This window comes from Sphingobium soli, from assembly GCF_020782245.1.
In the GTDB taxonomy this organism is placed as follows: Bacteria; Pseudomonadota; Alphaproteobacteria; order Sphingomonadales; family Sphingomonadaceae; genus Sphingobium; species Sphingobium soli.
Window position 1 is genome coordinate 233,065 of sequence record NZ_JAJGNP010000001.1, and the last position, 24,513, is coordinate 257,577.

Here is a 24,513-nt window from a genome sequence, read left to right on the forward strand (position 1 = left end):
CTTGCATGTCCCCGCCACAGGCAGGGACGAAATCCCGGAATCGGAAACGGCCCCGTGGGGGGCCGTTCCTTTGTATAGCAGACTTACTTGCGCAGGCCCAGCTTGGCGATTAGGTCGCTGTAGCGGCCCTCATCCTTCTTCTTGAGATAATCCAGCAGCGAACGACGCTTGTTGACCAGCATCAGCAGGCCGCGACGGCTGTGGTTATCCTTGTGATGACCCTTGAAATGCTCGGTCAGGTTGGAAATGCGCTCCGACAGGATCGCAACCTGGACTTCGGGCGAACCGGTGTCGCCTTCGGCGCGGGCATGTTCCTTGATCAGCGCTTCCTTGCGCTCAGCAGTGATCGACATCGGGCTTCCTTTCGTATCTAGAGATTGAAGCCGCGCACCACCCGGATGTCCGGGCCACTGGACTCCACCAGCGCGATGGGCGTTTCGCCCAGCATAGCCAGCAGGAGACCGGTGTGCGGTTTCCCGATGAGCATCTTCCCCTGACGGAGAGCCAATGCTTCATCGGGGCTGACGGAAAGGGCCGGGATGTCGTCCAGCCCCGCCGTCAACGGCAGCATATACTGCGCGATGCCATGCCCCGTAGCAGCGTCATTCAAAATGTCCAGCGAAATTGCCGAGTCCAGCGTGAACGGCCCGGCCTTCACCCGGCGCAGCATGGTGACATGACCGACGGTGCCCAGCGCCAGCGCGATGTCGCGGGCCAGGGAGCGGATATAGGTGCCCTTGGAGACGTGGGCGGTGAGGGTAAGGGAGGCCAAAGCACCATCCTCCGTTCGGTTCGAACCTGTCGAGAACGATTCGCGAGGGCTCTCGACAGGATCGAACCTGACGGAAGTGAGGGAATGGATCGTCACCGCCCGCGTCTTCATCTCTACCGCCTCGCCCCGGCGAGCCAGATCATAGGCGCGCTGGCCGTCGATCAGGATGGCGCTATAGGCGGGCGGCACCTGCTCGATTGGGCCAGTGAAGCGTGGCAGGATCGCGTCCACCTGCGCCCGTGTTGGACGGTGGTCGCTGGTCGCGATCGGCTCCCCTTCCAGATCGAGCGTATCGGTCTGGACACCGAAAGCGACAGTGAACTCATAAACCTTGTCGCTGTCGAGCATGCGTCCGGCCAGCTTGGTCGCTTCGCCGATCGCAATCGGCAGCACGCCGGTCGCCAGCGGATCGAGCGTGCCGCCATGGCCGACCTTGACCTTGCCCGCCCCACTTTGGCGCAGGACGCGCTTGACCGCGCTGACCGCCTGGGTGGAGCCAAGACCATGGGGTTTATCGAGAATGATCCAGCCATGCATGGCGGCCGCCCTTATCTGCCTGATATTGTCCTGTCAGCCTTTAATCCGCTAACGCCCTGGCATGACGATAGACCTGATCTGCCTCGATGCCGACGACACGCTCTGGCATAATATGCGCCACTTCAACGCGACCGAAGACGCGCTGCTCGACATGCTGCGCCCCTTCGCGCAAGCGCAGGTCACGCGCGAGCGGCTGATCGCGTGCGAGACCCGCAACCTGCCGCTCTATGGCTATGGCGCAAAGGGCTTCACGCTCTCGATGATCGAAACCGCTGTAGACCTTGCCGGCGACGCGGTGACTGGCGCGATGATCGAAGAGATATTGGCGGCTGGCCGCGCGCTGCTGGCGCATCCGGTCGAATTGTTCGATGGGGTAGAGGATACGCTGCGCGCGCTGGCAGCTATGGCGCCTCTAGTGCTGGTGACGAAGGGCGACCTTCTGCATCAGGAAAGCAAGCTTGCCGCTTCAGGGCTGGGCGACCTGTTTTCCGGCATAGAAATCGTCAGCGACAAGAAAGCGGACACGTTCCGGGCGCTGTTCGAGCGGCACGGCATCGACGCGCATCGGACCGTCATGGCGGGCGATTCGATGCGATCCGATATCCTGCCCGCGCTGGAGGCAGGCGCATGGGCGGCGTTCATCCCGCAGGCAGGAGCCTGGTCGCATGAAGGCGCAGCGGCGCCGGAAGGTCATCCCCGGTTCGTGCAACTGGACCGACTTGGGCAGTTACCTGGCTGGATAGAGACGCTCGGCTGAAAATCAGCCGTTCAAAGCGGCGACAAAATGACGGCGACACAGCGCGACATAGCGGTCATTACCGCCGATGTCGGTCTGGTCGCCCTGCCGGACCGCCCTGCCCTGTGCATCGACACGCAGGTTCATCGTCGCCTTGCGTCCGCAGTCACACACCGTCTTGATCTCCGTCAGCGCGTCGGCGATGCCGAGCAAATGCGCGCTGCCGTCAAACAGGTTGCCCCGAAAGTCGGTGCGCAACCCATAACAGAGCACTGGAATGCCCAGGCTGTCGGCCACCGCCGCTAGCTGCCACACCTGATCACGGGTCAGGAACTGCGCCTCGTCCACAAGAACGCAGGATAGGGGCGTGGCGTCATGCTGCCGGGCGATCGCGGCGTACAGGTCGACACCCGGCTCGAACAAATGGGCCTGTGCCTCCAGCCCGATACGCGATGCGATGCGCCCGCTGCCGTAACGGGTATCGACAGCGGCGGTCCACAGCATCGTGTCCATGCCGCGCTCGCGATAGTTGAAATCGGATTGCAGCAGGGTAGTCGATTTCCCCGCATTCATCGAACTATAGTAGAAATAGAGCTTCGCCATCGCGCCGGATCTAGCGGATCGTGGGCGCAACGCCAGCCAGGAAGCGGACCAGCGCGTCGGCCAGCGCGATGCGTTTGTCGGAAAAGCTGTGGTCGGTGGGCCAGACCATCAGGCGCGCCGATGGATTGGCGCCTTGCGCGTCGGCGGTCGCCTTGCGCGCCATGTCGCCGATACCGCGTTCGGCGCCGATTATGCTGAGCGGCCGACGGCCATAGCCCGCCAGGCGACGGCCAAGGTCGAACTTGCCCGCATCCGCTTTGATCTCGCCGGTCAGGCTTTCATAGCTTGCCCCGGCAAGAGGCGGCAGGTCGCTTTCCACTTCGGCCTTCCAGGCTGCTTCGCCATCCGGGGTCGCCAACGCCGTGACCGTCTGTGCCGGATCCCATGGATCGATCAGGAACAGGCCCGCGACATGCGGTTCTGCTGCTGCCGCATCCGCCGCCATGAAGCCGCCCATGCTGTGGCCGGCCACGACGATCGCGCTGGTGTCGATGTGATAGCGGGCGACATTGGCGGGCTGTTGCAGGAATTGAAGCGCGGTGAAGGCATCTTCCGACGCATTGTTGAAGGAAAATACGCCGGGACTACCCCAACTGCCGCGGTAATGGAGGGTCAGCACGTTCCAGCCGGCCCGGCGCGCCGCCTGCGCCAGATCGAGATTCTGCTCGTTGCCGGGAAAGCCGTGCAACAGCAATAAGGTCGGGTGCAGCCCGCCGCCCTGGGCGGTGTACATCACCGCATTCATTGCGCCGTCCTGAGCGGGAATGACCAAGGCGCTCATGCCTGCGGGATGAGCCGCGTCAGGCTTGGGATCTGTCGTAACAGCAGAATGAATGGCGGCATCCCGCGCAAGGGCCTGACCCATGCCTGCAACCATCATGGCGGCGGCCGCCGCCCAAGCGATCTTCGTCACATGCCACCCCCTTATGCCTGCATTAAAAAATGATGCTAGCGACAGGAAGCCGTCCCGTCGAAGCTATTCCGCGTCCTCCTCCGGCGCATCCAAGTCACGCGCGACCTTGGGGTCGCGCAACAGCTTGTCGATATGACTGCCTTCGTCGAAACTTTCGTCGGAAAGGAATTTGAGCTTTGCGGCATATTTGAGGCGAATGCGATGCGCCACTTCGCGTTGAAGATAGGCCGTGTTAGTCCGCAGCGCTTTCAGCACCGCATCCTCATCCTGCCCCAGCAGCGACTTGATGAAGACTGTGGCGTGGCGCAGGTCCGGCGACATGCGCACCTCCGTCACGCTGACGACATGGCTGGAGAGCACGTCATCATGAACGTCGCCCCGTTGCAGGATTTCGGACAGGACATGACGCACTTGTTCACCGACGCGCAACAGGCGGACGGAGGGACCTTCGGGTTGGTTGGACATAAATCCTCCCCTCCCATTTGCGGGAGGGGCCGGGGGCGGGCTCGACCCACCGGCCGTTACACTTTCCGGAGAGGGCGAGCCCGCCCCCCTGCCCCTCCCATGTCCGGGAGGGGGAATGCGCGTTACAAGGTGCGCTGGCGCTCCTCGACCTCAAACAGTTCGAGCATGTCGCCCGGCTTGATGTCGTTGGTGTCCTGGAGCACCGCGCCACATTCCATACCGGCACGCACTTCGGACACATCGTCCTTGAAGCGACGCAGCGAGGCGATGTTGGTGCGCGATACGATAACATCGTCGCGGGTAAGGCGGGCGGCCAGACCCTTGCGAATGATGCCGTCGAGGACCAGCAGACCAGCCGCCTTGTCCTTCTTGCCTGCCGGGAACACCTGAAGCACTTCGGCGCGGCCAACGACCGTTTCGATGCGTTCCGGCGCCAACTGGCCCGCCATTTCTCCACGAACTTCCTCAAGAAGGTCATAGATCACGTCATAATAGCGCAGCGAGATTTTCTCGCGTTCCGCCAGCTGACGCGCCTTGGCATTGGGGCGGACGTTGAAGCCGATCAGCGGCGCGCGGCTGGCCGCGGCCAGCGTCACGTCGCTTTCAGTGATAGCGCCGACACCCGAATGCAGGATGCGAACCTTGATCTCGTCGGTCGAAATCTTGTTGAGCGACGAAACGATCGCTTCGACCGACCCCTGCACGTCGCCCTTCACCACCACCGGATATTCGATGACCTGCGTATTGAGCGCCGAGAACATATGCTCGAAGCTGGTCGGCGCGGCGGTCGTGCGCTTTTTGGTCGCCTGTTCCTGACGATAGGCAGCGACTTCGCGGGCGCGGGCTTCATTTTCGACGACCGTCATCTGGTCGCCGGCCATCGGAACGCCCGACAGGCCCAGCACTTCAACCGGGGTCGAGGGACCGGCCGATTTCACCTGCTGCCCCTGATCGTTGATCATCGCGCGGACCTTGCCGCTTTCAGCGCCGACGACGAACGTGTCGCCGACCTTGAGCGTGCCGCGACGGACGAGAATGGTCGCCACCGCGCCACGGCCCTTGTCGAGCTGTGCCTCGATCACATTGCCTTCGGCGGCGCGATCGGGGTTGGCGACAAGTTCGAGCAGTTCGGACTGCAACAGAATCTTGTCGATCAGCGTATCCAGGCCCTGCTTCTTGAGCGCGGACACTTCGACGTCCTGGGTTTCGCCACCCATATCCTCGACAATGACTTCATGCTCCAGCAGGCGCTCACGCACCTTCTGCGGATTGGCTTCGGGCTTGTCGCATTTGTTGATCGCAACGATCATCGGCACGCCGGCCGCCTTGGTATGATTGATCGCCTCGATCGTCTGCGGCATCAACCCGTCATCGGCCGCCACCACCAGGATGACGATGTCGGTGACGTTGGCGCCACGCGCGCGCATTTCCGAGAAAGCCTCGTGACCCGGCGTGTCAAGGAAGGTGATGAGGTCGCCGCCCTTCGTCTTGATCTGATAGGCGCCGATATGCTGCGTGATGCCGCCGCTTTCGCCCGACACCACGCTGGTGCCGCGCAGCGCGTCGAGCAGCGAGGTCTTGCCGTGATCGACATGGCCCATGATCGTAACGACCGGCGGACGTGCTTTCAGCGTTTCGGCCGCATCATCCTCGCCCTGCATGCCGATTTCGACGTCGGCATCGGACACGCGCTGAATGCGGTGGCCGAATTCCTCGACCAGCAGCTCTGCCGTATCCTGGTCGATCGGCTGGTTAAGCGTGACGGCGGTGCCCATCTTGAACAGGGCCTTGACCAGATCCGCGCCCTTTTCGGCCATGCGGTTGGCGAGTTCCTGGACCGTGATGCTTTCCGGCACGATGACATCGCGCGACTGTTTCTCGCGCGGCTGGCTGCCGCCCGAATAATGAGCGCGACGTTCCTTCTCCCGCGCGCGCTTCAGCGCGGCGAGGCTGCGGGCGCGGGCGCTGTCGTCGTCAGCGAGCGCGCGCGTAACGGTCAGCTTGCCAGACTGGCGCCGATTATCGTCGCCCCGCTTGGCACGCTCCGGCTTGGCTGGTTCGGGCCGCTTGGCCGGCGTCACCGGCGTGAAGCGGCGTGGCGGCGGCATCGCCGATGCAGGGGCGGCAGGCGTGGCAGGCGCAGCTGGCGCCGCTTCGGGAGCGGGCTCAGCAGCAGGCGCGGCTTCGGCCTTGGGCTCTTCGGCTGCCGGCTGGGCCGCAGGCGCGGACGCCTCCGCAGCTTCGCGCTCCGCCTCGGCTTCAGCGGCTTGGCGATTTTCCTCCGCCCTGCGCTTTTCTTCCTCACTCGCCGCCTGACGCGCAGCATCCTCACGGCGACGCGCGTCTTCCAGAGCGGTCATGCGGGCTTCTTCCGCCTCGCGCAGCAGCTTTTCCTGCAATTCCTTGCGGGACAGCATGGAGTTTTGCGCGACCGGACGGGGCGGCGGCGGAGGCGCGGGCCGCTGCGGCGCAGGCGCTGCGGGCTTGAGGTTCGCCTCGGGCGCAGCCGCAGGCGCAGCACCGGTCGTCTCACCAGGCTTGCCCATGGGGACGCGGCGCCGCTTCACTTCGACCACGACCGTATTCTTGCGGCCATGGCTGAACTGCTGCTGCACCTGACCGGATTCGACGGTCCGCTTGATGCCCAGCGGCTTGCGGCCCAGAACCGGCTTGTCTTCCTTGCTGTCACTCATATGTTCGAACTTAACCCTTCACTTCCGCTCCGGCCGGATAGGCCCGCCGGCGCCTTCAATCCCGATGCCTAACCGACGCCCGGCGCGTCGGTGGAGGCAGGCTCCCCATGCGCGGGCGCTTCGGTAGCGCAACCCAGATAGCTTTCCAAGCGGCCGATAGCGCCGCGAAGACGCGCCGCCGCACGCGAGTCGGTAATCGCGATGTGGACGACATTGTCGCGCCCCATTGCCATAGATAGTGCATCGCGGTCCACAGGCAAGGTGATACCCGCCAGATCCGTGCCTTCCGCATCCTGCCCCACCCGCAGCGCCTGGTCCAGTTTGCGATTGCCGTCTGCGGCCGCGTCGGACGCATGCAGCAGCAATTTGACGTCTCCCTTGCGACAGGCGACGTCGATCTTTTCCGAACCCGTCAGAAGCATGGACGCCCGCGCCTCCAGCCCCAGCCGGTCAAGCACCGCCTTGCGCAACCCCTGTTCGATGAGGTCGGGCAGCGTATCAGGGACCTGCAATTCGCCGGTCTTGAAAGCGCGCGCGAGGGCCGCCTTCAGCTTGCCCTTGGCCAAAGCGGATTCCAGTTCGGGTCGGCTGACGCCGATCCATGCGCCGCGCCCGGGCGCCTTGGCGCGCAGATCGGGCAAAATCTGTCCCTCCGGCCCGACGGCCAGACGGATCAGCATGGCGGGATCGGCGCGATCGCCGGTCAATATGCATTTGCGTTCAGTCATGCGCGCTCCTCCGTCAGAACGGAAAGCGGTGCAAGTCCAACGCTGTCGAGGGCGCTTATTCTCTCATCGGGGAGTGTCCGCGGCATTGGCGTCCTCCCTGGATGAAGGGGCCGCGCGGTCGGCGATCAACTGACCGCCGGCCGCATAATTTTCAGGCGACACTTCCGAAATGACGATCTGAACGGCAGCCGCCGGCTTACCCAGCCGCTCAACGAGCGACTGAGTGACGTCGGCAGCGATTGCGGCTTTCTGCTCGCGCGTAACGCTGCCGGCCAGGCGGATGTCGACAAATGGCATGGGTGTCAGGCTTCCTCTTCGAACCAATGCGCGCGGGCGGCCATGATGATCTCATTGCCCTGCTCTTCATTGAGGCCATAGGCCGACAGGATGCCGCCCTTGTCCTCGGTCGTTTCAGACTTGCGGCGACGCTGATCGACACGCTTCTTGGCGATCAGTTCGTCAGTGGCGAGATCGGCAAGATCGTCCAGCGTCTTGATGCCCGCCTTGCCCAGAGTGACGAGCATCGCCTCGGTCAAATGCGGCATATCGGCCAGCGCATCATCGACGCCGAGCGCCTGGCGCTCCTCGCGCGCGGCGGCTTCGCGGCGGTCCAGCGCTTCCTGCGCGCGGCTCTGCAACTCGGCGGCGAGATCCTCGTCAAAGCCCTCGATTCCGGCCAGTTCCTCGACGGTGACATAGGCGACCTCTTCCAGCTCGCCAAAGCCTTCGGCCACCAGCAGCTGCGAAAGCGTTTCGTCGACGTCCAGCTCGTTCTGGAACATTTCGGAACGGGCGACGAATTCCTTCTGGCGCTTTTCGGACGCGTCGGCTTCGGTCATGATGTCGATGGCCTTGCCGGTCAGCTGGCTGGCGAGGCGGACATTCTGGCCGCGACGACCAATGGCGAGCGAGAGCTGATCGTCGGGAACGACGACCTCGATACGTTCTTCTTCCTCATCGATCACCACGCGGGCGACCTGTGCGGGCTGGAGCGCGTTGACGACGAAGGTCGCGGTGTCTTCCGACCAGGGGATGATGTCGATCTTTTCACCCTGCATTTCCTGCACGACGGCCTGAACGCGGCTGCCCTTCATGCCGACGCAGGCGCCGACGGGATCGATGCTGCTGTCGCGGCTGATGACGCCAATCTTGGCGCGGCTGCCCGGATCGCGGGCGGCGGCCATGATGGTGATGACGCCATCGTAGATTTCGGGGACTTCCTGCGCGAACAGCTTCTTCATGAATTCGGGATGCGCGCGGCTGAGGAAAATCTGCGGCCCGCGATTTTCACGGCGGACGTTGAGCACGACCGAGCGGATGCGGTCGCCGACCCGGACGACTTCGCGCGGAATCTGCTGGTCGCGGCGGATCACGCCCTCGGCGCGGCCCAGATTGACGACGACATGGCCGAATTCGACGGATTTCACGACGCCGGTGATGATCTCACCCACGCGGTCCTTATATTCTTCATACTGACGCTCACGCTCAGCGTCGCGGACCTTCTGGAAGATGACCTGCTTGGCCGACTGGGCGTCGATGCGGCCAAGGTCGATCGCGGGTAGCGGATCAACGATGAAGTCGCCGATCACCGCGTCCTTCTTGAGCTTTTGCCCCTGCTTGAGATCGACCTGTTTAAAATAATCCTCGACCGTTTCGACGACTTCGACGACGCGCCACAGGCGCAGGTCACCGCTATCCGGGTCCAGCTTGGCGCGAATATCGTTTTCGGCACCATAACGAGCGCGCGCGGCGCGCTGAATCGCGTCCTCCATCGCCTCGATGACGATGGCCTTGTCGATCATCTTTTCGCTCGCCACCGAATTGGCGATGGCAATCAGTTCGGCCTTGTTGGCGGAAATGGCGTTGGCCATGACTTTATGAACCCTTATTCTTCGGTTTCAAATTCGTCCGCCCCATCAGAGGAGAGCGGCATACTAGCAGCAATCAGTGCGTCAGTCAGCAGCAGCTTGGCCTCGTCGACCAGCGCAAAAGGAATTCGGACGTCACCGGACTTGGCGTCGGTGAAGAGTATCTCATCACCGTCCACGCCGTTGACGACACCGCGGAAGCTCTTGCGGCCCGATACGATCTCGCTCGCGCTAATCTTCGCTTCATGGCCGGCCCATTCCTGGAAATCATGCAGGCGTGTCAACGGGCGGTCGATGCCAGGCGAGCTGACTTCCAGACGATAGGCCTCCTCGATCGGGTCGGCTTCATCCAGCACGTCCGACAGGCGGCGGGAAATGGTTGCGCAATCTTCGATGACCAGTTGCTTCGTCCTGGGATTTTCCGCCATGATCTGAAGCGTGTAGTCGTCACCCGATCCGAACAGCTTGATACGCACAAGATCAAAACCCAAGGCCTGGACCTCGGGTTCTATCAAAGCGGTCAGTGCGGCGATGTCCGCCATGCAATCTCCAGAAACTATCATGCGCGCTTCCGCGTCGCCGCGAGCATCTGCCCGCGACCCCGACATTTTTGACGATGTAAGGAAGCATTGCTGATATAGGCGGAGCGTCGAATATCTGCAACATTATTCGTGATGGCTCATTCTATCAGCCATATTGATTGCCCCGTCGACAATGGAGACGATGATGCGCCGCCTTCCGCTTGCCGCCCTGCCCTTCATCCTGATCGCCTGTTCGGCGGACAACGCCACGGGCCAGAATACGGCCAGTTCGGCCGACAAACCATTCAAGACATCGATCATCGCCGATTTCGATTCGCCCTGGGCGATGACCTTCCTGCCGGACGGACGCGCGCTGGTCACGGAAAAGGCGGGGGAAATGATCCTGTTCGATCCAAAAAACGGAACGAAAATTCCTGTGTCCGGCATTCCCGCGGTCGACAGCGCCGGGCAAGGCGGGCTGATGGATGTCGTCCTGTCGCCCGGCTTTGGGCAGGACAAAATCGTCTATTTCAGCTTTTCAGAAGCCCGTGACGGCGGCAAGGGCGTGGCATTGGCCAAGGGGAAATTCAATCAGGCTAGCGATGGGACGACCGCGCTCGATGATGTGGCGGTCATTTTCCGCGCCAGCCCTTATGTCGAAGGCAACGGCCATTATTCGGGGCGGATCGCCTTTTCACCCGACGGCAAATATCTGTTCTTCACCAATGGCGAACGGCAGAAATTCGATCCCGCCCAGGACCCCAAGGCTACGCTGGGCAAGGTGCTGCGCCTCAATCCGGACGGCACGCCGGCCGCCAGCAATCCGCTCGGCGCGCAGGGATTTGATCCCGCCATCTGGTCCTATGGCCATCGCAATCTCCTGGGGATCGCGTTCGACAAGGACGGGCGGCTGTGGGAACAGGAAATGGGGCCGAAGGGCGGCGACGAGGTTAACCTGATCAAGCCCGGCCTCAACTATGGCTATCCTAATGTGTCGAACGGCGACCATTATGACGGCAGGCCGATCCCCGATCATGCCCCCGGCGATGGTTTCGAAGCGCCGAAGGTCAGCTGGAACCCGGTCATTTCGCCGGCCGGATTACTCTATTATTCGGGCGATCTCTTCCCACAATGGAAGAACAGCCTGTTCATAGGCGGCCTGTCCAGCCAGAGCCTGGTCCGGGTCAGACTGGACGGCGAGAAGGCTTCAAAGGCCGACCAGTGGGACATGGGCGCACGCATTCGCGAAGTCGAACAGGGACCGGACGGCGCATTGTGGCTGCTGGAGGATGGCGGCCAGGGATCGCAGGGACGGATGCTGAAACTGACGCCGGCGGGATAAACCTGCTCGTTCGCGCTGGCCGTAACAAATGCTTCGACCAGCGCGAACGGAATTAGCGGTGCGTCATACCAATCGGCTCTGCTTGACCGCTGCTTCAATGAAGCTGGCGAACAGAGGATGCGGGTCGAAGGGCTTGGACTTGAGTTCCGGGTGGAACTGCACGCCGACGAACCAGGGATGATCCGGTCGCTCGACGATTTCGGGCAAAGTTCCATCGGGTGACATGCCCGAGAAGATGAGGCCGCCCTTTTCCAGCCGTTCGCGATAGCCGGCATTGACTTCATAGCGATGGCGATGCCGTTCGCTGATGTCATCGACGCCGTAAATGCCCGCGACGACGCTGTTGCCGGTCAGCTTGGCGGGATAGGCCCCCAGCCGCATCGTGCCACCCAGATCGGTCTCGGCGGTGCGCTTCTGCAAGCCTTCCGTGCTCATCCATTCGGTGATCAGGCCGACGACCGGTTCAGACGTCTCGCCAAATTCGGTGGTCGATGCGTCGGGAATGCCGGCCGTGTTCCGCGCCCCTTCGATGCAGGCCATCTGCATGCCAAGGCAAATGCCGAAGAATGGCACATTGCGTTCACGCGCGAACCTGACTGAGGCGATCTTGCCTTCCGATCCGCGTACGCCAAAGCCGCCGGGTACCAGGATACCGTGCATGGGCTCAAGACTGGCCGCAAGGTCGTCGCCCTTCTCGAACAACTCCGCGTCGATCCACTTGACGTTGACCTTCACCCGGTTGGCGAGGCCGCCATGGTTGAGCGCCTCATAGAGCGATTTGTAGGCGTCGAGCAGGCCGACATATTTGCCGACGACGCCGATTGTCACTTCCCCTTCGGGATTGAGCTGACGATCCATGATGTCCACCCAGCGGTCGAGCTTTGGCGGTGGCGCGTCGCCCATCCCAAAGGCGCGCAGGACTTCTCGGTCCAGCCCTTCGGCATGATATTGTTCAGGCACCGCATAGATGCTTTTGGCGTCGCGCGCGGGGATCACCGCCTCGGGGCGGACGTTGCAGAAGAGCGCGATCTTCCTGCGCTCGCTATCGGGCAGCGGATGCTCGCAGCGGCACAGCAATATATCGGGCTGAATGCCAAGCGAGGTGAGATCGCGCACGCTGCGCTGCGTCGGCTTGGTCTTCAATTCGCCTGCGGCGGCGATATAGGGCACCAGCGTTACGTGCACGAAGATCGACTGGCCGCGATCCAGATCATTATGCAGCTGGCGAATCGCTTCCATGAAGGGCAGCGATTCGATGTCGCCAACGGTGCCGCCAATCTCACACAGCACAAAGTCCAGGTCATCGGTGTCGGCCGTCGCGAACGCCTTGATCTCGTCAGTAACGTGCGGGATCACCTGCACCGTCGCGCCCAGATAATCGCCGCGCCGTTCGCGCTGGATGATCGTCTGATAGACGCGTCCCTGCGTCACATTGTCCGACTGGCGCGCCGACACGCCGGTGAAGCGCTCATAATGACCCAGGTCAAGATCGGTCTCGGCCCCGTCGTCGGTCACATAGACTTCGCCATGCTGGTAGGGGCTCATCGTGCCCGGATCGACGTTGAGATAGGGGTCGAATTTCCGGATTCGCACACGGAAACCTCGCGCTTGCAGAAGGGCTGCGAGCGAAGCGGCCATCAGGCCCTTGCCAAGCGAGGAGACCACGCCGCCGGTGATGAAAATATACCGCGTCATGGGAGGAGAGGCTTAGCCTTTCGGAACAACAAAGGGCAAGCGCGCGAATCCACGCGCGCTCAAAAAAAGATCAGAAGATCGGCGGAAGGTTTAGTTGGCGAGCGGAACCGCGTCGTTGGACGCGGGCGCGGACGCCGCATTGGCGGCAGCGCCAGCCAGCGGGTCAGTAGTCGCCGGCGCGCTCTGCGTTGCGGGCGCCTGCTTCACCAGCGAGGTGTCAATGTCGCTGGGCGCATGACGCACCGACGCGATCACCGCCATGACGATCGACAACAGGACGAAGACGCTGGCGAGGATCGTGGTCGATCGCGTCAGGAAATCCGCCGCACCGCGCGCCGACATGAAGCCGGCCGGGCTGCCGCCTACACCCAGACCGCCACCTTCCGATTTCTGCATGAGGATGACGGTGACCAGCAAGGCGGCGATGATCGCCTGCACGACGAGGAGGAAGGTGAACATGCGACAGGTGTCCGGGACAAGAAAAAAGCGTTGGCGCGCACATAGCGACGAAGGCGCGCGGGGGCAACCATGTCGGGCGCCCCCGCCCGGTCCTTTCCCGCCGAGCGCCTGCGCATGAGTTTTACGCCGCGGCTTTCATCCGCTGGTCGGCCGCTTCGATGATCGGCGCGAATTTGGCCGCAGAGAGGCTCGCGCCACCGACGAGGCCGCCATCGACATCCGCCAGCGCCATCAGGTCGGCCGCATTGTCGCCGTTCATCGATCCGCCATAAAGAATGCGCATCATGTCAGCTTCCGCGCCGATCCGGCTCGCCAGCGCCTTGCGCAGCGCCGCGTGCATGGTCGCAACCGCTTCCATGGTCGGGATTCGGCCGGTGCCGATCGCCCAGATCGGCTCATAGGCGACGGCGAGCCAATCCGCCGCCGCGCCTTCGGGCAGGGAGGCGAGCAGTTGATCCGCGACCACCTGTTCGGCGCGCCCGGCGTCTCGCACGGCCAGGGTTTCGCCGACGCAAAGAATGACGTTGATCCCCGCCTTGTGCGCCGCCACCGATTTGGCCGCGATATCGGCATTGGTTTCGCCCCGCGCCTCGCGTCGTTCGCTATGACCTGTGATGACCCAAGTCGCGCCGGCTTCGGCCAGCATGTCGGCCGATAGCGAACCGGTATAGGCCCCACTGATATCCATATGACAATTTTGCGCGCCGATGAAGGCCGCGCCGCGCCGTTCGGACCCCGCCATGATGAGCGTCGCGGGCAGGCATAGCCCCACTTCGACGTCTGGATGCGCCGCCGCGACCCGGCCGATCGCCTCCACTTCATCCAGATGCGCGCGCATCCCGTTCATCTTCCAGTTGCCGACAACCAGCTTGCGCCTGTTCATCCGCCAAGTCCCCTGTGATTATTGCTGCACGTAGCGCCCGCGCACGTCATCGCCGCTCCGGTAAGCGGCGCCTCCAAGACGCGCGTGGGTGCCAGGCAAATGCGATGGACGGGCATCGCGCATTTGTCCAGTCCAAGCCTTGCCGCCGCGCCGTTCCGCCCTTAAAGCGGGCCGCCATACCGCCTGTAGTTCGGACATTTTCATGCTTTCTGTCTTTCGCCGCATCATCCATTCCAAGTTCGGCGCGATCTTCGCGATCCTGTTCCTGGGCGTCATCGCCGCCGCCTTCATCCTGGGCGACGTGACCAGCGGTCAATTTGGCGGTGCAAGCCTGTCGGGCGGCGGCACTGCGGCCAAGGCGAAGGGATACAAGCTGACCGTCGCCGAATTGCAGGACCGGGTGCAGCGCGTGTTCGAAAATGCGCGCCGCTCAAGCCCCGAACTTCAGATCGGCGAATTTTTCGCACAGGGCGGCGGCGCGCAGGTGTTCGATCAACTGGTACAGTCGCTGACGCTGCGGGCCTATGCCGACGATCAGGGCATCCATATCTCCAAACGGCTGGTCGATGCGCAGATCGCGCAGATCCCGGCATTTCAGGATGCGGCGGGCAATTTCAGCAATGACAATTTCCGCGCCCTTCTGGCGCGCGAACGGCTGAGCGAACAGGCATTGCGCGACGATATCAGCCGCGAAATCCTGCAACGCCAGTTGCTGGCGCCTATCGGTATTGGCGCACGTCCATCGGAGAATCTGGTCCTGCCCTATGCCTCGCTGCTGCTGGAGGCGCGCCAGGGCCAGGTCGCCGCCATCCCGGCCGTCGCGTTCCTGGATGACAAGGACCCGACCGACGCCCAGCTCGCTGACTTCTACAAGAAGAACAGCGATCGCTTCACCATCCCCGAACAGCGTCGCATCCGCTACGCTGTCGTTGACGCTGAGCGCTTCGCGCAGGCGTCGATGCCAAGCGACGCGGAAATCAGCGCTTATTACAACCAGAACAAGGCGAACTACGCCGCCAGCGAAAACCGCAGCGTCGAACAGCTTGTGCTGCCGACCGAAGCGGGCGCCAAGGCGATCGCAGCGCAAGTGAAGGCCGGCAAGTCCTTGCCCCAGGCCGCGCAAGGCGCCGGCCTGTCAGTCTCCACGCTGGACGCGCAAAGCCGCGGCCAGCTGACCAGCGCGACGAGCAAGGCGGTGGCGGACGGGGTCTTCGCCGCCAGGCAAGGCGAACTGATCGGGCCGGTGCGCGGGCCGCTCGGCTGGCTGTTGCTGCGCGTCACCGCGGTGCAGGACAAGCCCGCCCGGCCGCTGGCCGCTGTGCGCGACGAGATCGTCAAGACGCTGCGCGTGCAGAAGGAAAAGCAGCTGCTCGGCGACTTTACCGCCAAGCTGGAGGACCAGATCGCCGATGGCGGGACGTTTGACGAAGTGGCAAAGGATAATGGCCTGAAGCTTGAGACCACGCCGCCGCTGCTGGCGACTGGCAAGCAGGTCAAGGACATGGCCTATGTCGCCCCTGCGGACGTTCAGCCGCTGCTGTCCCCGGCGTTCACCATGAGCGCGGATGATGACGCACAGCTGGTGCCGATCACGCCGGACAAGCGCTATGCGTTGATTGCGCCCGGGCAGATCATCGCCGCAGCCCCGCCTCCGCTGGCCGAGGTCAAGTCGCTGGTGCAGGCCCAGTATAAGTTGAACGCCGGCAACCAGAAGGCCAAGGCGCTGGCCGAGCAGATTCGCGCCAAGGTGGCGAAGGGCACTAAACTGGCGGACGCGATCAGCCAGGCGGGCGTCAAGCTGCCCGCGCCACAGACGCTGGGCGGCCGCCGTGCCGACATCATGCGGGCCGAACAGCGCCCGCCGGCCGAAGTGTCGATCCTGTTCGCCATGGCCGAAAACAGCGTCAAGACACTGCCGATCAGCGAAGGCCGCGGTTATTTCGTCGTCCAACTGACCAAGATCGAGCGCGGCGATGCCAAGGGCAATCCCCAATTGCTGGCACAGGTGCGCGACCAGATGGGTGAGGTGATCGGCCAGGAATATGGCGAGCAATTCGAACGTGCGGTCGAGAAGGAACTGGGCGTGACGCGCAACCCCAAGGCGGTGGAGCAGGTGCGCGCTGCGCTGGCTGCGAACAATAGCGGCGGCCAGTAAGCATGGCGGATGGGGGGAATGACGGTATCGCCGCTGCACGCGCGGCCCTGTCGCGCGGCGAATCAGCGCTGATCTGGCGGCGTCAGATTGCAGATACCGACACGCCAATTTCCGCCGCGCTCAAATTGTTCGAACCCGATCGCGGCGATTATCTACTGGAATCGGTCGAAGGCGGCGCGGTGCGTGGGCGGCACAGCCTGATCGGACTTGCCCCCGACCTCGTCTTCCGGGCCAATGGCCAGAAGGCAGAAATCAACCGGCACTGGGCAACGGACCGCAACGCCTTCCAAGCTGAAAGCGTCGGCGCGCTCGACGCGTTGCGAGCGTTGGTGGCCGAATGCCGGGCGGAGATGGACCCGGCCTTGCCCCCGGCGCTTGCCTGTCTGGTTGGGTATTTCGGCTATGAGACGGTGGGTCTGGTCGAAAAACTGCCCCGCCCGGCCCCGAACCCGATCGGCGTGCCTGACATGCTGTTCGTGCGGCCAACGGTAATCCTGGTCTTCGACCGGCTGGCTGACGCCCTTTATATCGTCGCGCCGGTTTGGAAGGGCAGCTTCACCGATATCGATCGCGCCATGTCCGACGCGTTGGAGCGGATTGACGCGACGGCCGCGCGGTTGGCGGGCCCGATCCCCGCAATGCCAGCCACGGACGAGATCGCGGACATCGCTGTAACCCCGGTGCTGGAGCCGGGACGCTATGCGCACATGGTGGAGACCGCGAAGGACTATATCGTGGCCGGCGACATCTTTCAGGTGGTCCTGGCGCAGCGCTTCACAAGTCCGTTCACACTGCCTCCGATCGCCCTGTATCGCGCGTTGCGGCGGATCAATCCGTCGCCTTTCCTCTATTATCTCGACCTCCCCGGATTTGCACTGATCGGGTCCAGCCCCGAAATATTGGTGCGCGCTCGGGACGGTGAAGTGACGATCCGGCCGATTGCCGGGACGCGCCCGCGCGGCAAAAATGCGGTCGAGGACGCGGCCAATCGGGAGAGCCTGCTCGCCGACCCCAAGGAGCGCGCCGAACATCTGATGCTGCTGGACCTGGGCCGCAACGATGTCGGTCGCGTGGCCGCCGCCGGGACAGTGACGGTGACAGAAAGCTACAGCGTCGAATTTTACAGCCATGTCATGCACATCGTCTCTAACGTCGTGGGCCGGCTGGCGGACGACAGGGATGCGATCGACGCGCTGTTCGCCGGATTCCCGGCAGGCACCGTATCGGGCGCGCCCAAGGTGCGCGCGTGCGAAATCATCGCGCAGCTGGAACCCGAAACGCGCGGCGCCTATGCCGGCGGGGTTGGTTATTTCGGGCCGGATGGCAATATGGACAGCTGTATCGTGCTGCGCACGGCCGTCCTGAGGGATGGCGTCATGCATGTGCAGGCGGGCGCTGGCATCGTCGCGGATTCTAACGCTGAATATGAGCAGCGCGAATGTGAAGCGAAAAGCGGGGCGTTGCTGGCGGCCGCGCGCGAAGCGGTCGCGCTGGCGCGTCAGCCGACCTTCGGCCAATGATCAATTGTCATCGGCAGGCGCGCCCGCCCATCGCGCCCCTTTCCGCCTGATCCAGATGAAAATGATCCTTGTGCGCGGCATTATAGTCGGGTGACAGCACGGTCGAAAAAAGATTGCAGGCGCCGTCCCGCACTTCGCGCAGGAAGAACGCATCTTTCCCCTCGCCTTTCCAGTCGCCCAGCACGCTGATCTGGCGGCCATCCTTCAATTGAAAAGCCGCAATATCAATCGCGTCGGCGGTTGCATGTTCGCTGAAATCCCCCTGGCTGCGCCCGTACAGCCGGCGGCAGCTATAGCTGCCAAAGTGCCGGATCGACCGGACCGGCTGGCCATAGATACGCTGCGCGGCAGGCTGCACCACCTGCCATTCCCACAGCTTCAAGGCCGCGACCACCGGGCAGGATGGCGCAACGGCGGCCGGGGCCAACAGGATTGCGTCCTCATCCGGGCGAAGCCGCACCGCATCGGCATAGGCGCACTGATCCGCGCCGCCCGGCTTCAGGGCGACATAATCGACACCCGCCCGATCCAGCAGAGCCTTGCAGGCGCCGGTGTCGCCGGTCAGCGCCGCCAGCTTCCTTCCAGTGAACAGGCCGATAGGCTGCGCAAGATCAAGGTCCGTCCAGGGCAGATCCTGCGGTCGCTGCCGCAGCCAGGCATAGGCCAGCAGCAACAAGGCAAGCAGCCCGCCGACGACAAGAAGGGAGCGCAGCGTCAGGTGAAGTTTTCGCATGCGCTAAGCACGCTGGACCGCAGCCATTGGTTCCGCCGTCACCGGATAGCCCAGATGGTCCGGGATGCACAGGTGCGGCACGCCGTCCCGATCCTCGCGCCAGGGTTGAATCTTCTCAATAGGAAAGGATGCCGCGTCAGCCACAAGGTCCGCGTGGCGATGATGGCGCGCGAGCCGTTCGAGATTTCGGCGGGTCGGGTAGATGACGCGCCCGTTTCCGCCATCGCACTGCGCGAGCGTATCTGTGGCGCTGCTCCAGAACAGGCGGACATTTTCGCTGCTGTCCACGGTCGCGACCTGCCCCTCGGGCGCGCGCGCCAGGTAGAAACGTGTGTCGAACACCCGTGTCGCATGATCGAACGGCGCTGGATGCCAGCGGGCGAAAGGCGTGAGCGCCTGGATATCGAGGGTCAAATTATGGCGTTCCAATAGATCGCCCAGCATCGCGCCATCATGCAACCCATCACGCAAGCGCAGGATCATGGCCTGATTCATTTCGCCCGTGATCGCGATGGCCAGACCCGCTTCCTCTATCGTCTCGCGAATGGCCGCGATACGCGCGGCCGCTTCGTCCAGTGGCAGGCCGGTATCGTACCGCGCGGCAAGCATTTTATCCGCTTCATCGACGGCCCCACCCGGAAAGACAAGCGCACCCGCCGCGAAGGACATGGTGGACGCACGCTCCATCATAAGCAGTTCGGCCGCCGCGCCTGGCCGATCACGCACGATCACGACGGTCGCCGCAGGCCGGGTCAGGCCATCATAGTCTCTCATGCGGATGCTCTAGGCCCATCGCCCGGCGCTAGTAAAGTCCTTCCAAAACAACCCGATTAAAGGGTTGGTGGAGCCTAGGGGGATCGAACCCCTGACCTCGTCATTGCGAACGACGCGCTCTCCCAGCTGAGCTAAGGCCCCTGAAGGAGCGCTGCCTATAAGCGAGCGATTTAAGCCGTGCAACGGTATTTTGTTTAAAACGACGGACCGGCCCAGCCGGCCTGCCCTGCGCCGGACCGCACTTGTTGCGGGACATTACCCGTCCGTAACGCCCGGAACATGGGTGTGGTCCATTCATTGATAGGATCGACGGCGCCCCACGCGTCGCCTGACACGCAAAAGGAGATGGACCATGGGTTACCAAGGCGGAGGCCGCTACGGTGATGATCGTTATTCCTCGAACTGGGACCGCGGCGAGCGCTATCGTGGACAGCGGGACTATCGCCGTGACGACAACAGCTATCGTTATGGCACGCGCGGCCAATTTGGCGGATCGGACATGCGCCGTCACCCCGACGATTATGACCCAGAGGAGCGGGGATTTTTCGACCGGGCGGGTGACGAGGTGCGCAGCTGGTTCGGCGATGAAGAGGCAGAGCGCCGGCGTGAATATGATGAATATTATAATCGCCCCTATGGCGATCCGCGCGACCAGTCGAGCCGGATCGGCTATGCGTCCGCCGGCCGGAGCGACTATTTGCCGGGCCGTGGCTATGCACCCTACACCAACGAACGCAGTGGCTTTGGCAGCGAAGATCATGGTTACCGCACGCGCGCCTTCGGGCCGCAACGCGACCAGAACGCCCATCATGACAGCAACTATCATGCCTGGCGTCAGCAGCGGATCGATGAGCTTGACCGCGATTATGCCGAATATCAGCGGGAGAATCGCGATCGCTTCAACAGCGAGTTCGGCACGTGGCGGACACGCAGGGGCGAGCAGCGTCAGGCGGTCACCCAGGTCAAGGAGCATATGGAAGTCGTCGGCAGCGACGGCGAGCATGTCGGCACTGTCGACAAATGCCGAGGTGACCGCATCATTCTGACCAAGAATGATGAAGACGCCGGTGGCGTGCATCATTCCATTCCGTCTAATTGGATCAAGTCCGTCGACGCGACCCGCGTGACGCTGGAAAAAACCGCTGAACAGGCGCAGGACGCATGGCGCACGGAACGCGAGCAAAGCGCGATGTTCAATGACCGACCGGAAGGTCGCGACGGCGGCTGGAGCAGTGAAGGCTTTGCCAGCAGCAATAGCAGCCATGGCAATCGCTATCGTTAAGCCACGATCCGTTTGAAGAAGGCCCGGTGTAATAGCCGGGCCTTTTTTTAGTCGGATCATCTCTGACATTGGAGCCAGAGAGGCTTAACCCTTGCCCCCAATGCCACGATGCCCGACATAGGCACCATCATGGTTTCCTTCGCCCGAGCGCCCGTCACTGCCGTCCTGGGGCCAACCAACACCGGCAAGACCCATCTGGCTGTAGAGCGGATGTGCGGCCATTCCAGCGGCATGATGGGTTTTCCCCTGCGTTTGCTGGCGCGCGAAGTTTATGATCGGGTGGTGGCCATCAAGGGCGAAAAGCTGGTCGCGCTGGTCACTGGCGAGGAAAAGATCATTCCGCCAGGCGCACGCTATTTTCTTTGCACCGCCGAATCCATGCCGATCTCCGGCAGCCGGGAAGCCGGCGCGAAAGAGGATTTTGCCTTCGTCGCGCTGGACGAGGCCCAATTGGGCGCCGATCCTGAACGCGGACATATTTTCACCGACAGGCTGCTGCGCGCGCGCGGCCGAGAAGAAACGATGATCCTTGGATCAGCCAGCATCAGCCGGATCGTAAAAGCCCTGATCCCGGACGTGGACATCATCAGCCGCCCGCGCTTTTCGACGTTGAGCTATGCCGGCGCGAAGAAACTGTCGCGCCTGCCCCGCCGGTCGGCGATCGTCGCTTTTTCAGCGGAAGAAGTCTACGCCGTTGCCGAAATGCTTCGTCGGTTCCGGGGCGGCGCGGCCGTCGTCATGGGCGCATTGTCGCCCCGCACCCGGAACGCGCAAGTGCAGATGTTCCTGAACGGCGACGTCGATTATCTGGTCGCGACCGATGCGATCGGCATGGGGCTTAACCTGGATGTGGCGCATGTGGCCTTTGCCTCTCTGCGCAAATTCGACGGACGGCGAAGCCGACGCCTGACCGTCAGCGAAATGGCGCAGATTGCCGGGCGTGCAGGCCGCCACCACAAGGACGGCACGTTCGGCAGCTTGGGCCATGAGGACGGCGATGCGGCCTTCACCCCGGAGGAAATTGAAGCGATCGAGGCGCATCGTTTCCCGCCGGTCGATCATCTATTCTGGCGCAACGGAACGCCGCGTACGGATCGCCTCGACCATCTGCTGAGCGATCTGGAGCAGAAGCCGGAACGACCGGAACTGCGCGCAGCCCCCGAGGCGGTGGACCTGGCGGTGCTCCGACGGCTGGCAGATGATCCGATCGTGATCGAACGCGTCCGGGGCAAGCGCCAGGTTGAACGGCTATGGGCGGCATGTGGCCTGCCTGATTTTCAGAAGCTGGGGGCGGACCATCACGCCCGGCTGGTGTCGCGGATATGGCGTTTCCTGTCGGAAGGCAGCGGCCACATCCCGCGCGACTGGTTTGCGCAACAGGTTGCGCGGCTCGATTCGGTGCAGGGGGACATCGACATATTGTCCGGCCGGATCGCGGCCGCACGGACCTGGTCCTATATCGCGCATCGCGCCGACTGGCTGACCCACCCGGGCGAAATGGCGGAACGCACGCGCGCCCTGGAGGAAAAGCTGTCCGATGCCCTGCATACGGCACTGACACAGCGTTTCGTCGATCGCCGCACGTCCGTCCTGTTGCGCGACATCGGCCAGAATGCGAGCAATCTGCCCGTCACGGTGGAAGCCGACGGCAGTGTCTGCGTCGATGGGGAAATGATCGGACGACTTGACGGCTTCCGATTCTCGGTCGATCCCGCTACGCGGCATCAGGACCGAAAGATGCTGTTGGCGGCCGCCGAGCGGCGCCTGGGAAAGGTATTGCGAGTGAAGGCTGACGAACTGATCGCTGCGACGGATGCGGATTTTGCCCTGCTGGACGAAGCGGGGCAGGCCCCCGGTATCGCCAGGGGCGAAACGCCGGTAGCGGTCCTGATGGCTGGCACCACATTGTTGACGCCGGAAATCCGGCTGGATCGCGCGCTGCTTGCCCTGGGCCAGGACGTACAGAAGCAGGTCATCGCGCGCCTGTCCGCATGGTTCGACGGGCAAAAACAGAAGCATCTTCTGCCACTGGTGAAAATGAACGAAAGCGCCGCCGACCCGCAGGTACCCGCCGTGGTGCGGGCGGTGTTCGCCCAGTTGGGAGACGCAGGCGGGGTTTTGGCGCGGACCGATCTCGATTCGGCGCTGGGCCACCTGGACAAGGAGCAACGGCACCTGTTGCGCAAGGCCGGCATCGATATCGGCGTACTCGACATCTATCATCCCGGCTTGCTGAAGCCGGGCGCGGCGCGTTGGCGGTCGGCGCTGCTGGCGGCACGAATCGCCAAGCCCTGCCTGCCTCTGCCGGGTCCCGGACTGACGCTGATCCCCGCTGGCGAACGCCCCGCGCAAATGGGCGCGCGCATAGCGGGATTTCGCGGCTTTGGCGATCAGATGCTGCGCATCGACATGGCCGAGCGCATGGCGCGCACCGCGCATGAAACCATCGCCAAGAATGAGGCATTTACCGCGCTCAGCCCCCAGGTCGTATCTCTGGGACTTAGCGAAGATGCCTTTCTACAATTGATGCGCGCGGCCGGCTTCCGGCCTGTGGATGTGCCTCCTCCACCGCCCGTCGAGGACGGGGCGGAGGCACCGGCCCCCGTCGCAGCGGCGAACTGGGCCTTCAAGGGCCGACAGAAGGCGCGGAGCGACAGGCCACAAGCCCAACGCGGTCGTGGAGGAAAGCCGGGTAGCGGCAAACCGCAACGCAGCGATGGCCAGCGCTCATCCAACACTGGCGGAAGCGCCAGTCCCGCGCCGGTCAATAACGCCTTTGCGGGCCTTGCGGACTTGCTGGGTCGCAATGGCTGACGCGGTCGCAGGCGCCGGTCATGGCCCAAGCTTGCGTATCGACAAATATCTCTGGTTCGCGCGTCTTTCGAAAAGCCGGTCGATTGCGCAGAAGCTGGCCGAAGAGGGGCATATCCGCCTTAACGGCAGGCGGATCGACCGCGCTCATGCCCCGGTGCGGGCTGGCGACCTGATCACCTTCCCGCACATAGAGAGCGTGCGCGTCGTTCGCGTACTCGCCCTGCCTGTCCGGCGCGGCCCTGCCCCCGAAGCGCAATCCTGTTATGAGGAACTGACCATAGGGAGCTAGGGCGTCAGCGCAGGCGCGCTATCCAAGGATGAAATCAACGCCAGCCAGGGCGTGGATGCTGGTGCAGTCGTAGATCGGCAGGACATTCGCCCTCACATCGACGATCATCTCCAGTTCGGTGCAGGCCAGCACGGCGGCCTGAACGTCCTGCTTGGCGATGTCGGTCAACGAAGACTTCATGAAGCGTTGCGATTCCCGGTTGACCTTGCCGAGCGTCAGTTCATCGTAAAAGATGCGATCTACCTGTTCCGCCAGTTCCATGTCCGGCGGCAGAAGCGACACGCCGTGCGCCACCAACCGCTGGCGATAGAATTTTTCGGTCATGACCCGGCGCGTGCCGATCAGGGCGGCTTTCTCGACCCCGTCGGCCTGCATCGCTTGTCCGACTTCGTCGGCAATGTGAAGGATCGGAATGGCGACCGCGCCCTGCACCTGATCATACACCCTGTGCATGGAATTGGCGCAAATCAGCAATGCGCCTGCCCCCGCCCGTTCCAGACGGCGGGCCGCTTCCATAAGCTGCGTTGCCGCGCAATCCCAGTCGTCATCGCTCACGCAACTGGCCACCGCCGCGAAATCAAGGCTTTCGATCAAGAGTTGCGCACTGTGCTGGCCACCCAGTCTGCGCTGAACCGTCTTGTTGATGATTTCGTAATAGCGAGCGGTCGATGTCCAGCTGAGACCGCCGATCAGGCCGAGCTTGCGCATGATATTCGCTTTAACCCCCAATT

General features: G+C 63.2%; 23 protein-coding genes and 1 tRNA gene. 7 read left to right on the top strand and 17 right to left on the bottom strand.

All coding sequences use genetic code 11. From position 1 onward, the window contains the following. Positions 1-83 precede the first annotated feature (83 nt). Both rpsO and truB read right to left on the bottom strand, forming a co-directional pair. On the bottom strand, positions 84-353 hold the full coding sequence (gene rpsO, locus LL253_RS01050; protein ID WP_009822385.1) for a 30S ribosomal protein S15: 270 nt from the start codon (positions 351-353) through the stop codon (positions 84-86). A 17-nt stretch (positions 354-370) separates the two neighbouring features. Then, positions 371-1,309 carry a tRNA pseudouridine(55) synthase TruB gene (gene truB / locus LL253_RS01055; RefSeq protein WP_228225882.1) on the bottom strand — a complete coding sequence of 313 codons (939 nt, stop codon included), beginning with the start codon at positions 1,307-1,309 and terminating at the stop codon, positions 371-373. Between the two features lie 61 nt (positions 1,310-1,370). Between truB and LL253_RS01060 the strand changes: the two genes are divergently transcribed. After that, complete coding sequence (locus tag LL253_RS01060; protein WP_228225883.1) at positions 1,371-2,066, top strand: HAD family hydrolase; 696 nt, start codon at positions 1,371-1,373, stop codon at positions 2,064-2,066. Positions 2,067-2,069: 3 nt separating this feature from the next. Here LL253_RS01060 and LL253_RS01065 read toward each other — a convergent pair whose 3' ends face one another. The 8 genes from LL253_RS01065 to rimP form a co-directional block, all read right to left on the bottom strand. Continuing rightward, entirely contained in the window at positions 2,070-2,648 is a 579-nt protein-coding gene (locus tag LL253_RS01065) for a thymidine kinase (protein WP_228225884.1), read from the bottom strand. A gap of 10 nt (positions 2,649-2,658) precedes the next feature. Beyond that, positions 2,659-3,528 carry an alpha/beta hydrolase family protein gene (locus tag LL253_RS01070; RefSeq protein WP_228226086.1) on the bottom strand — a complete coding sequence of 290 codons (870 nt, stop codon included), beginning with the start codon at positions 3,526-3,528 and terminating at the stop codon, positions 2,659-2,661. Between the two features lie 96 nt (positions 3,529-3,624). Continuing rightward, positions 3,625-4,026, bottom strand: a complete 402-nt coding sequence (rbfA, locus tag LL253_RS01075; RefSeq protein ID WP_009822390.1) for a 30S ribosome-binding factor RbfA — start codon at positions 4,024-4,026, stop codon at positions 3,625-3,627. A 122-nt stretch (positions 4,027-4,148) separates the two neighbouring features. Further along, a complete protein-coding gene (gene infB, locus LL253_RS01080) occupies positions 4,149-6,719 on the bottom strand; it encodes a translation initiation factor IF-2 (RefSeq protein ID WP_228225885.1) in 2,571 nt (856 codons plus the stop codon). A 68-nt stretch (positions 6,720-6,787) separates the two neighbouring features. Next, the gene (locus LL253_RS01085) at positions 6,788-7,447 is read right to left on the bottom strand and encodes a DUF448 domain-containing protein (RefSeq protein WP_228225886.1); all 660 of its coding nucleotides are present in this window, start codon (positions 7,445-7,447) and stop codon (positions 6,788-6,790) included. A gap of 63 nt (positions 7,448-7,510) precedes the next feature. Continuing rightward, a complete protein-coding gene (locus LL253_RS01090) occupies positions 7,511-7,744 on the bottom strand; it encodes a tautomerase family protein (protein WP_228220752.1) in 234 nt (77 codons plus the stop codon). 5 nt (positions 7,745-7,749) lie between these two features. Further along, the gene (gene nusA / locus LL253_RS01095; protein ID WP_009822394.1) at positions 7,750-9,318 is read right to left on the bottom strand and encodes a transcription termination factor NusA; all 1,569 of its coding nucleotides are present in this window, start codon (positions 9,316-9,318) and stop codon (positions 7,750-7,752) included. A gap of 14 nt (positions 9,319-9,332) precedes the next feature. Next, on the bottom strand, positions 9,333-9,857 hold the full coding sequence (gene rimP, locus LL253_RS01100) for a ribosome maturation protein RimP (RefSeq protein WP_228225887.1): 525 nt from the start codon (positions 9,855-9,857) through the stop codon (positions 9,333-9,335). A 184-nt stretch (positions 9,858-10,041) separates the two neighbouring features. Between rimP and LL253_RS01105 the strand changes: the two genes are divergently transcribed. Further along, positions 10,042-11,178, top strand: coding sequence for a PQQ-dependent sugar dehydrogenase (locus LL253_RS01105; RefSeq protein ID WP_228226087.1), 1,137 nt, complete (start codon positions 10,042-10,044; stop codon positions 11,176-11,178). A gap of 63 nt (positions 11,179-11,241) precedes the next feature. Here LL253_RS01105 and LL253_RS01110 read toward each other — a convergent pair whose 3' ends face one another. From LL253_RS01110 to tpiA, 3 genes are all read right to left on the bottom strand, one after another. After that, on the bottom strand, positions 11,242-12,873 hold the full coding sequence (locus LL253_RS01110) for a CTP synthase (RefSeq protein WP_228225888.1): 1,632 nt from the start codon (positions 12,871-12,873) through the stop codon (positions 11,242-11,244). A gap of 90 nt (positions 12,874-12,963) precedes the next feature. Beyond that, positions 12,964-13,332: a preprotein translocase subunit SecG gene (gene secG / locus LL253_RS01115; RefSeq protein WP_009822399.1), complete on the bottom strand. Its 369-nt coding sequence runs from the start codon at positions 13,330-13,332 to the stop codon at positions 12,964-12,966. Between the two features lie 121 nt (positions 13,333-13,453). Then, positions 13,454-14,215, bottom strand: a complete 762-nt coding sequence (gene tpiA, locus LL253_RS01120) for a triose-phosphate isomerase (RefSeq protein ID WP_228220750.1) — start codon at positions 14,213-14,215, stop codon at positions 13,454-13,456. Between the two features lie 202 nt (positions 14,216-14,417). Between tpiA and LL253_RS01125 the strand changes: the two genes are divergently transcribed. Then, entirely contained in the window at positions 14,418-16,370 is a 1,953-nt protein-coding gene (locus LL253_RS01125) for a peptidyl-prolyl cis-trans isomerase (RefSeq protein ID WP_228225889.1), read from the top strand. A 2-nt stretch (positions 16,371-16,372) separates the two neighbouring features. Then, a complete protein-coding gene (gene trpE / locus LL253_RS01130; protein ID WP_228225890.1) occupies positions 16,373-17,890 on the top strand; it encodes an anthranilate synthase component I in 1,518 nt (505 codons plus the stop codon). A gap of 7 nt (positions 17,891-17,897) precedes the next feature. On the opposite strand, the gene LL253_RS01135 is transcribed toward trpE, so the two are convergent. From LL253_RS01135 to LL253_RS01145, 3 genes are all read right to left on the bottom strand, one after another. Continuing rightward, the gene (locus tag LL253_RS01135) at positions 17,898-18,623 is read right to left on the bottom strand and encodes an extensin-like domain-containing protein (protein WP_228225891.1); all 726 of its coding nucleotides are present in this window, start codon (positions 18,621-18,623) and stop codon (positions 17,898-17,900) included. Positions 18,624-18,626: 3 nt separating this feature from the next. Further along, positions 18,627-19,397 carry an NUDIX domain-containing protein gene (locus LL253_RS01140; RefSeq protein WP_228225892.1) on the bottom strand — a complete coding sequence of 257 codons (771 nt, stop codon included), beginning with the start codon at positions 19,395-19,397 and terminating at the stop codon, positions 18,627-18,629. Between the two features lie 65 nt (positions 19,398-19,462). Beyond that, a tRNA-Ala gene (locus LL253_RS01145) sits at positions 19,463-19,538 on the bottom strand. A gap of 211 nt (positions 19,539-19,749) precedes the next feature. Here LL253_RS01145 and LL253_RS01150 point away from each other — a divergent pair. From LL253_RS01150 to LL253_RS01160, 3 genes are all read left to right on the top strand, one after another. Continuing rightward, entirely contained in the window at positions 19,750-20,679 is a 930-nt protein-coding gene (locus LL253_RS01150; protein WP_228225893.1) for a DUF2171 domain-containing protein, read from the top strand. A 129-nt stretch (positions 20,680-20,808) separates the two neighbouring features. Beyond that, positions 20,809-23,493, top strand: coding sequence for a helicase-related protein (locus LL253_RS01155; protein ID WP_407696073.1), 2,685 nt, complete (start codon positions 20,809-20,811; stop codon positions 23,491-23,493). Then, positions 23,486-23,782, top strand: coding sequence for an RNA-binding S4 domain-containing protein (locus tag LL253_RS01160; protein WP_009822407.1), 297 nt, complete (start codon positions 23,486-23,488; stop codon positions 23,780-23,782). Before LL253_RS01155 ends, LL253_RS01160 begins: the two co-directional genes overlap by 8 nt. 18 nt (positions 23,783-23,800) lie before the next feature. Here LL253_RS01160 and LL253_RS01165 read toward each other — a convergent pair whose 3' ends face one another. Continuing rightward, positions 23,801-24,490: an aspartate/glutamate racemase family protein gene (locus LL253_RS01165; protein WP_228225895.1), complete on the bottom strand. Its 690-nt coding sequence runs from the start codon at positions 24,488-24,490 to the stop codon at positions 23,801-23,803. Positions 24,491-24,513: the final 23 nt, after the last annotated feature.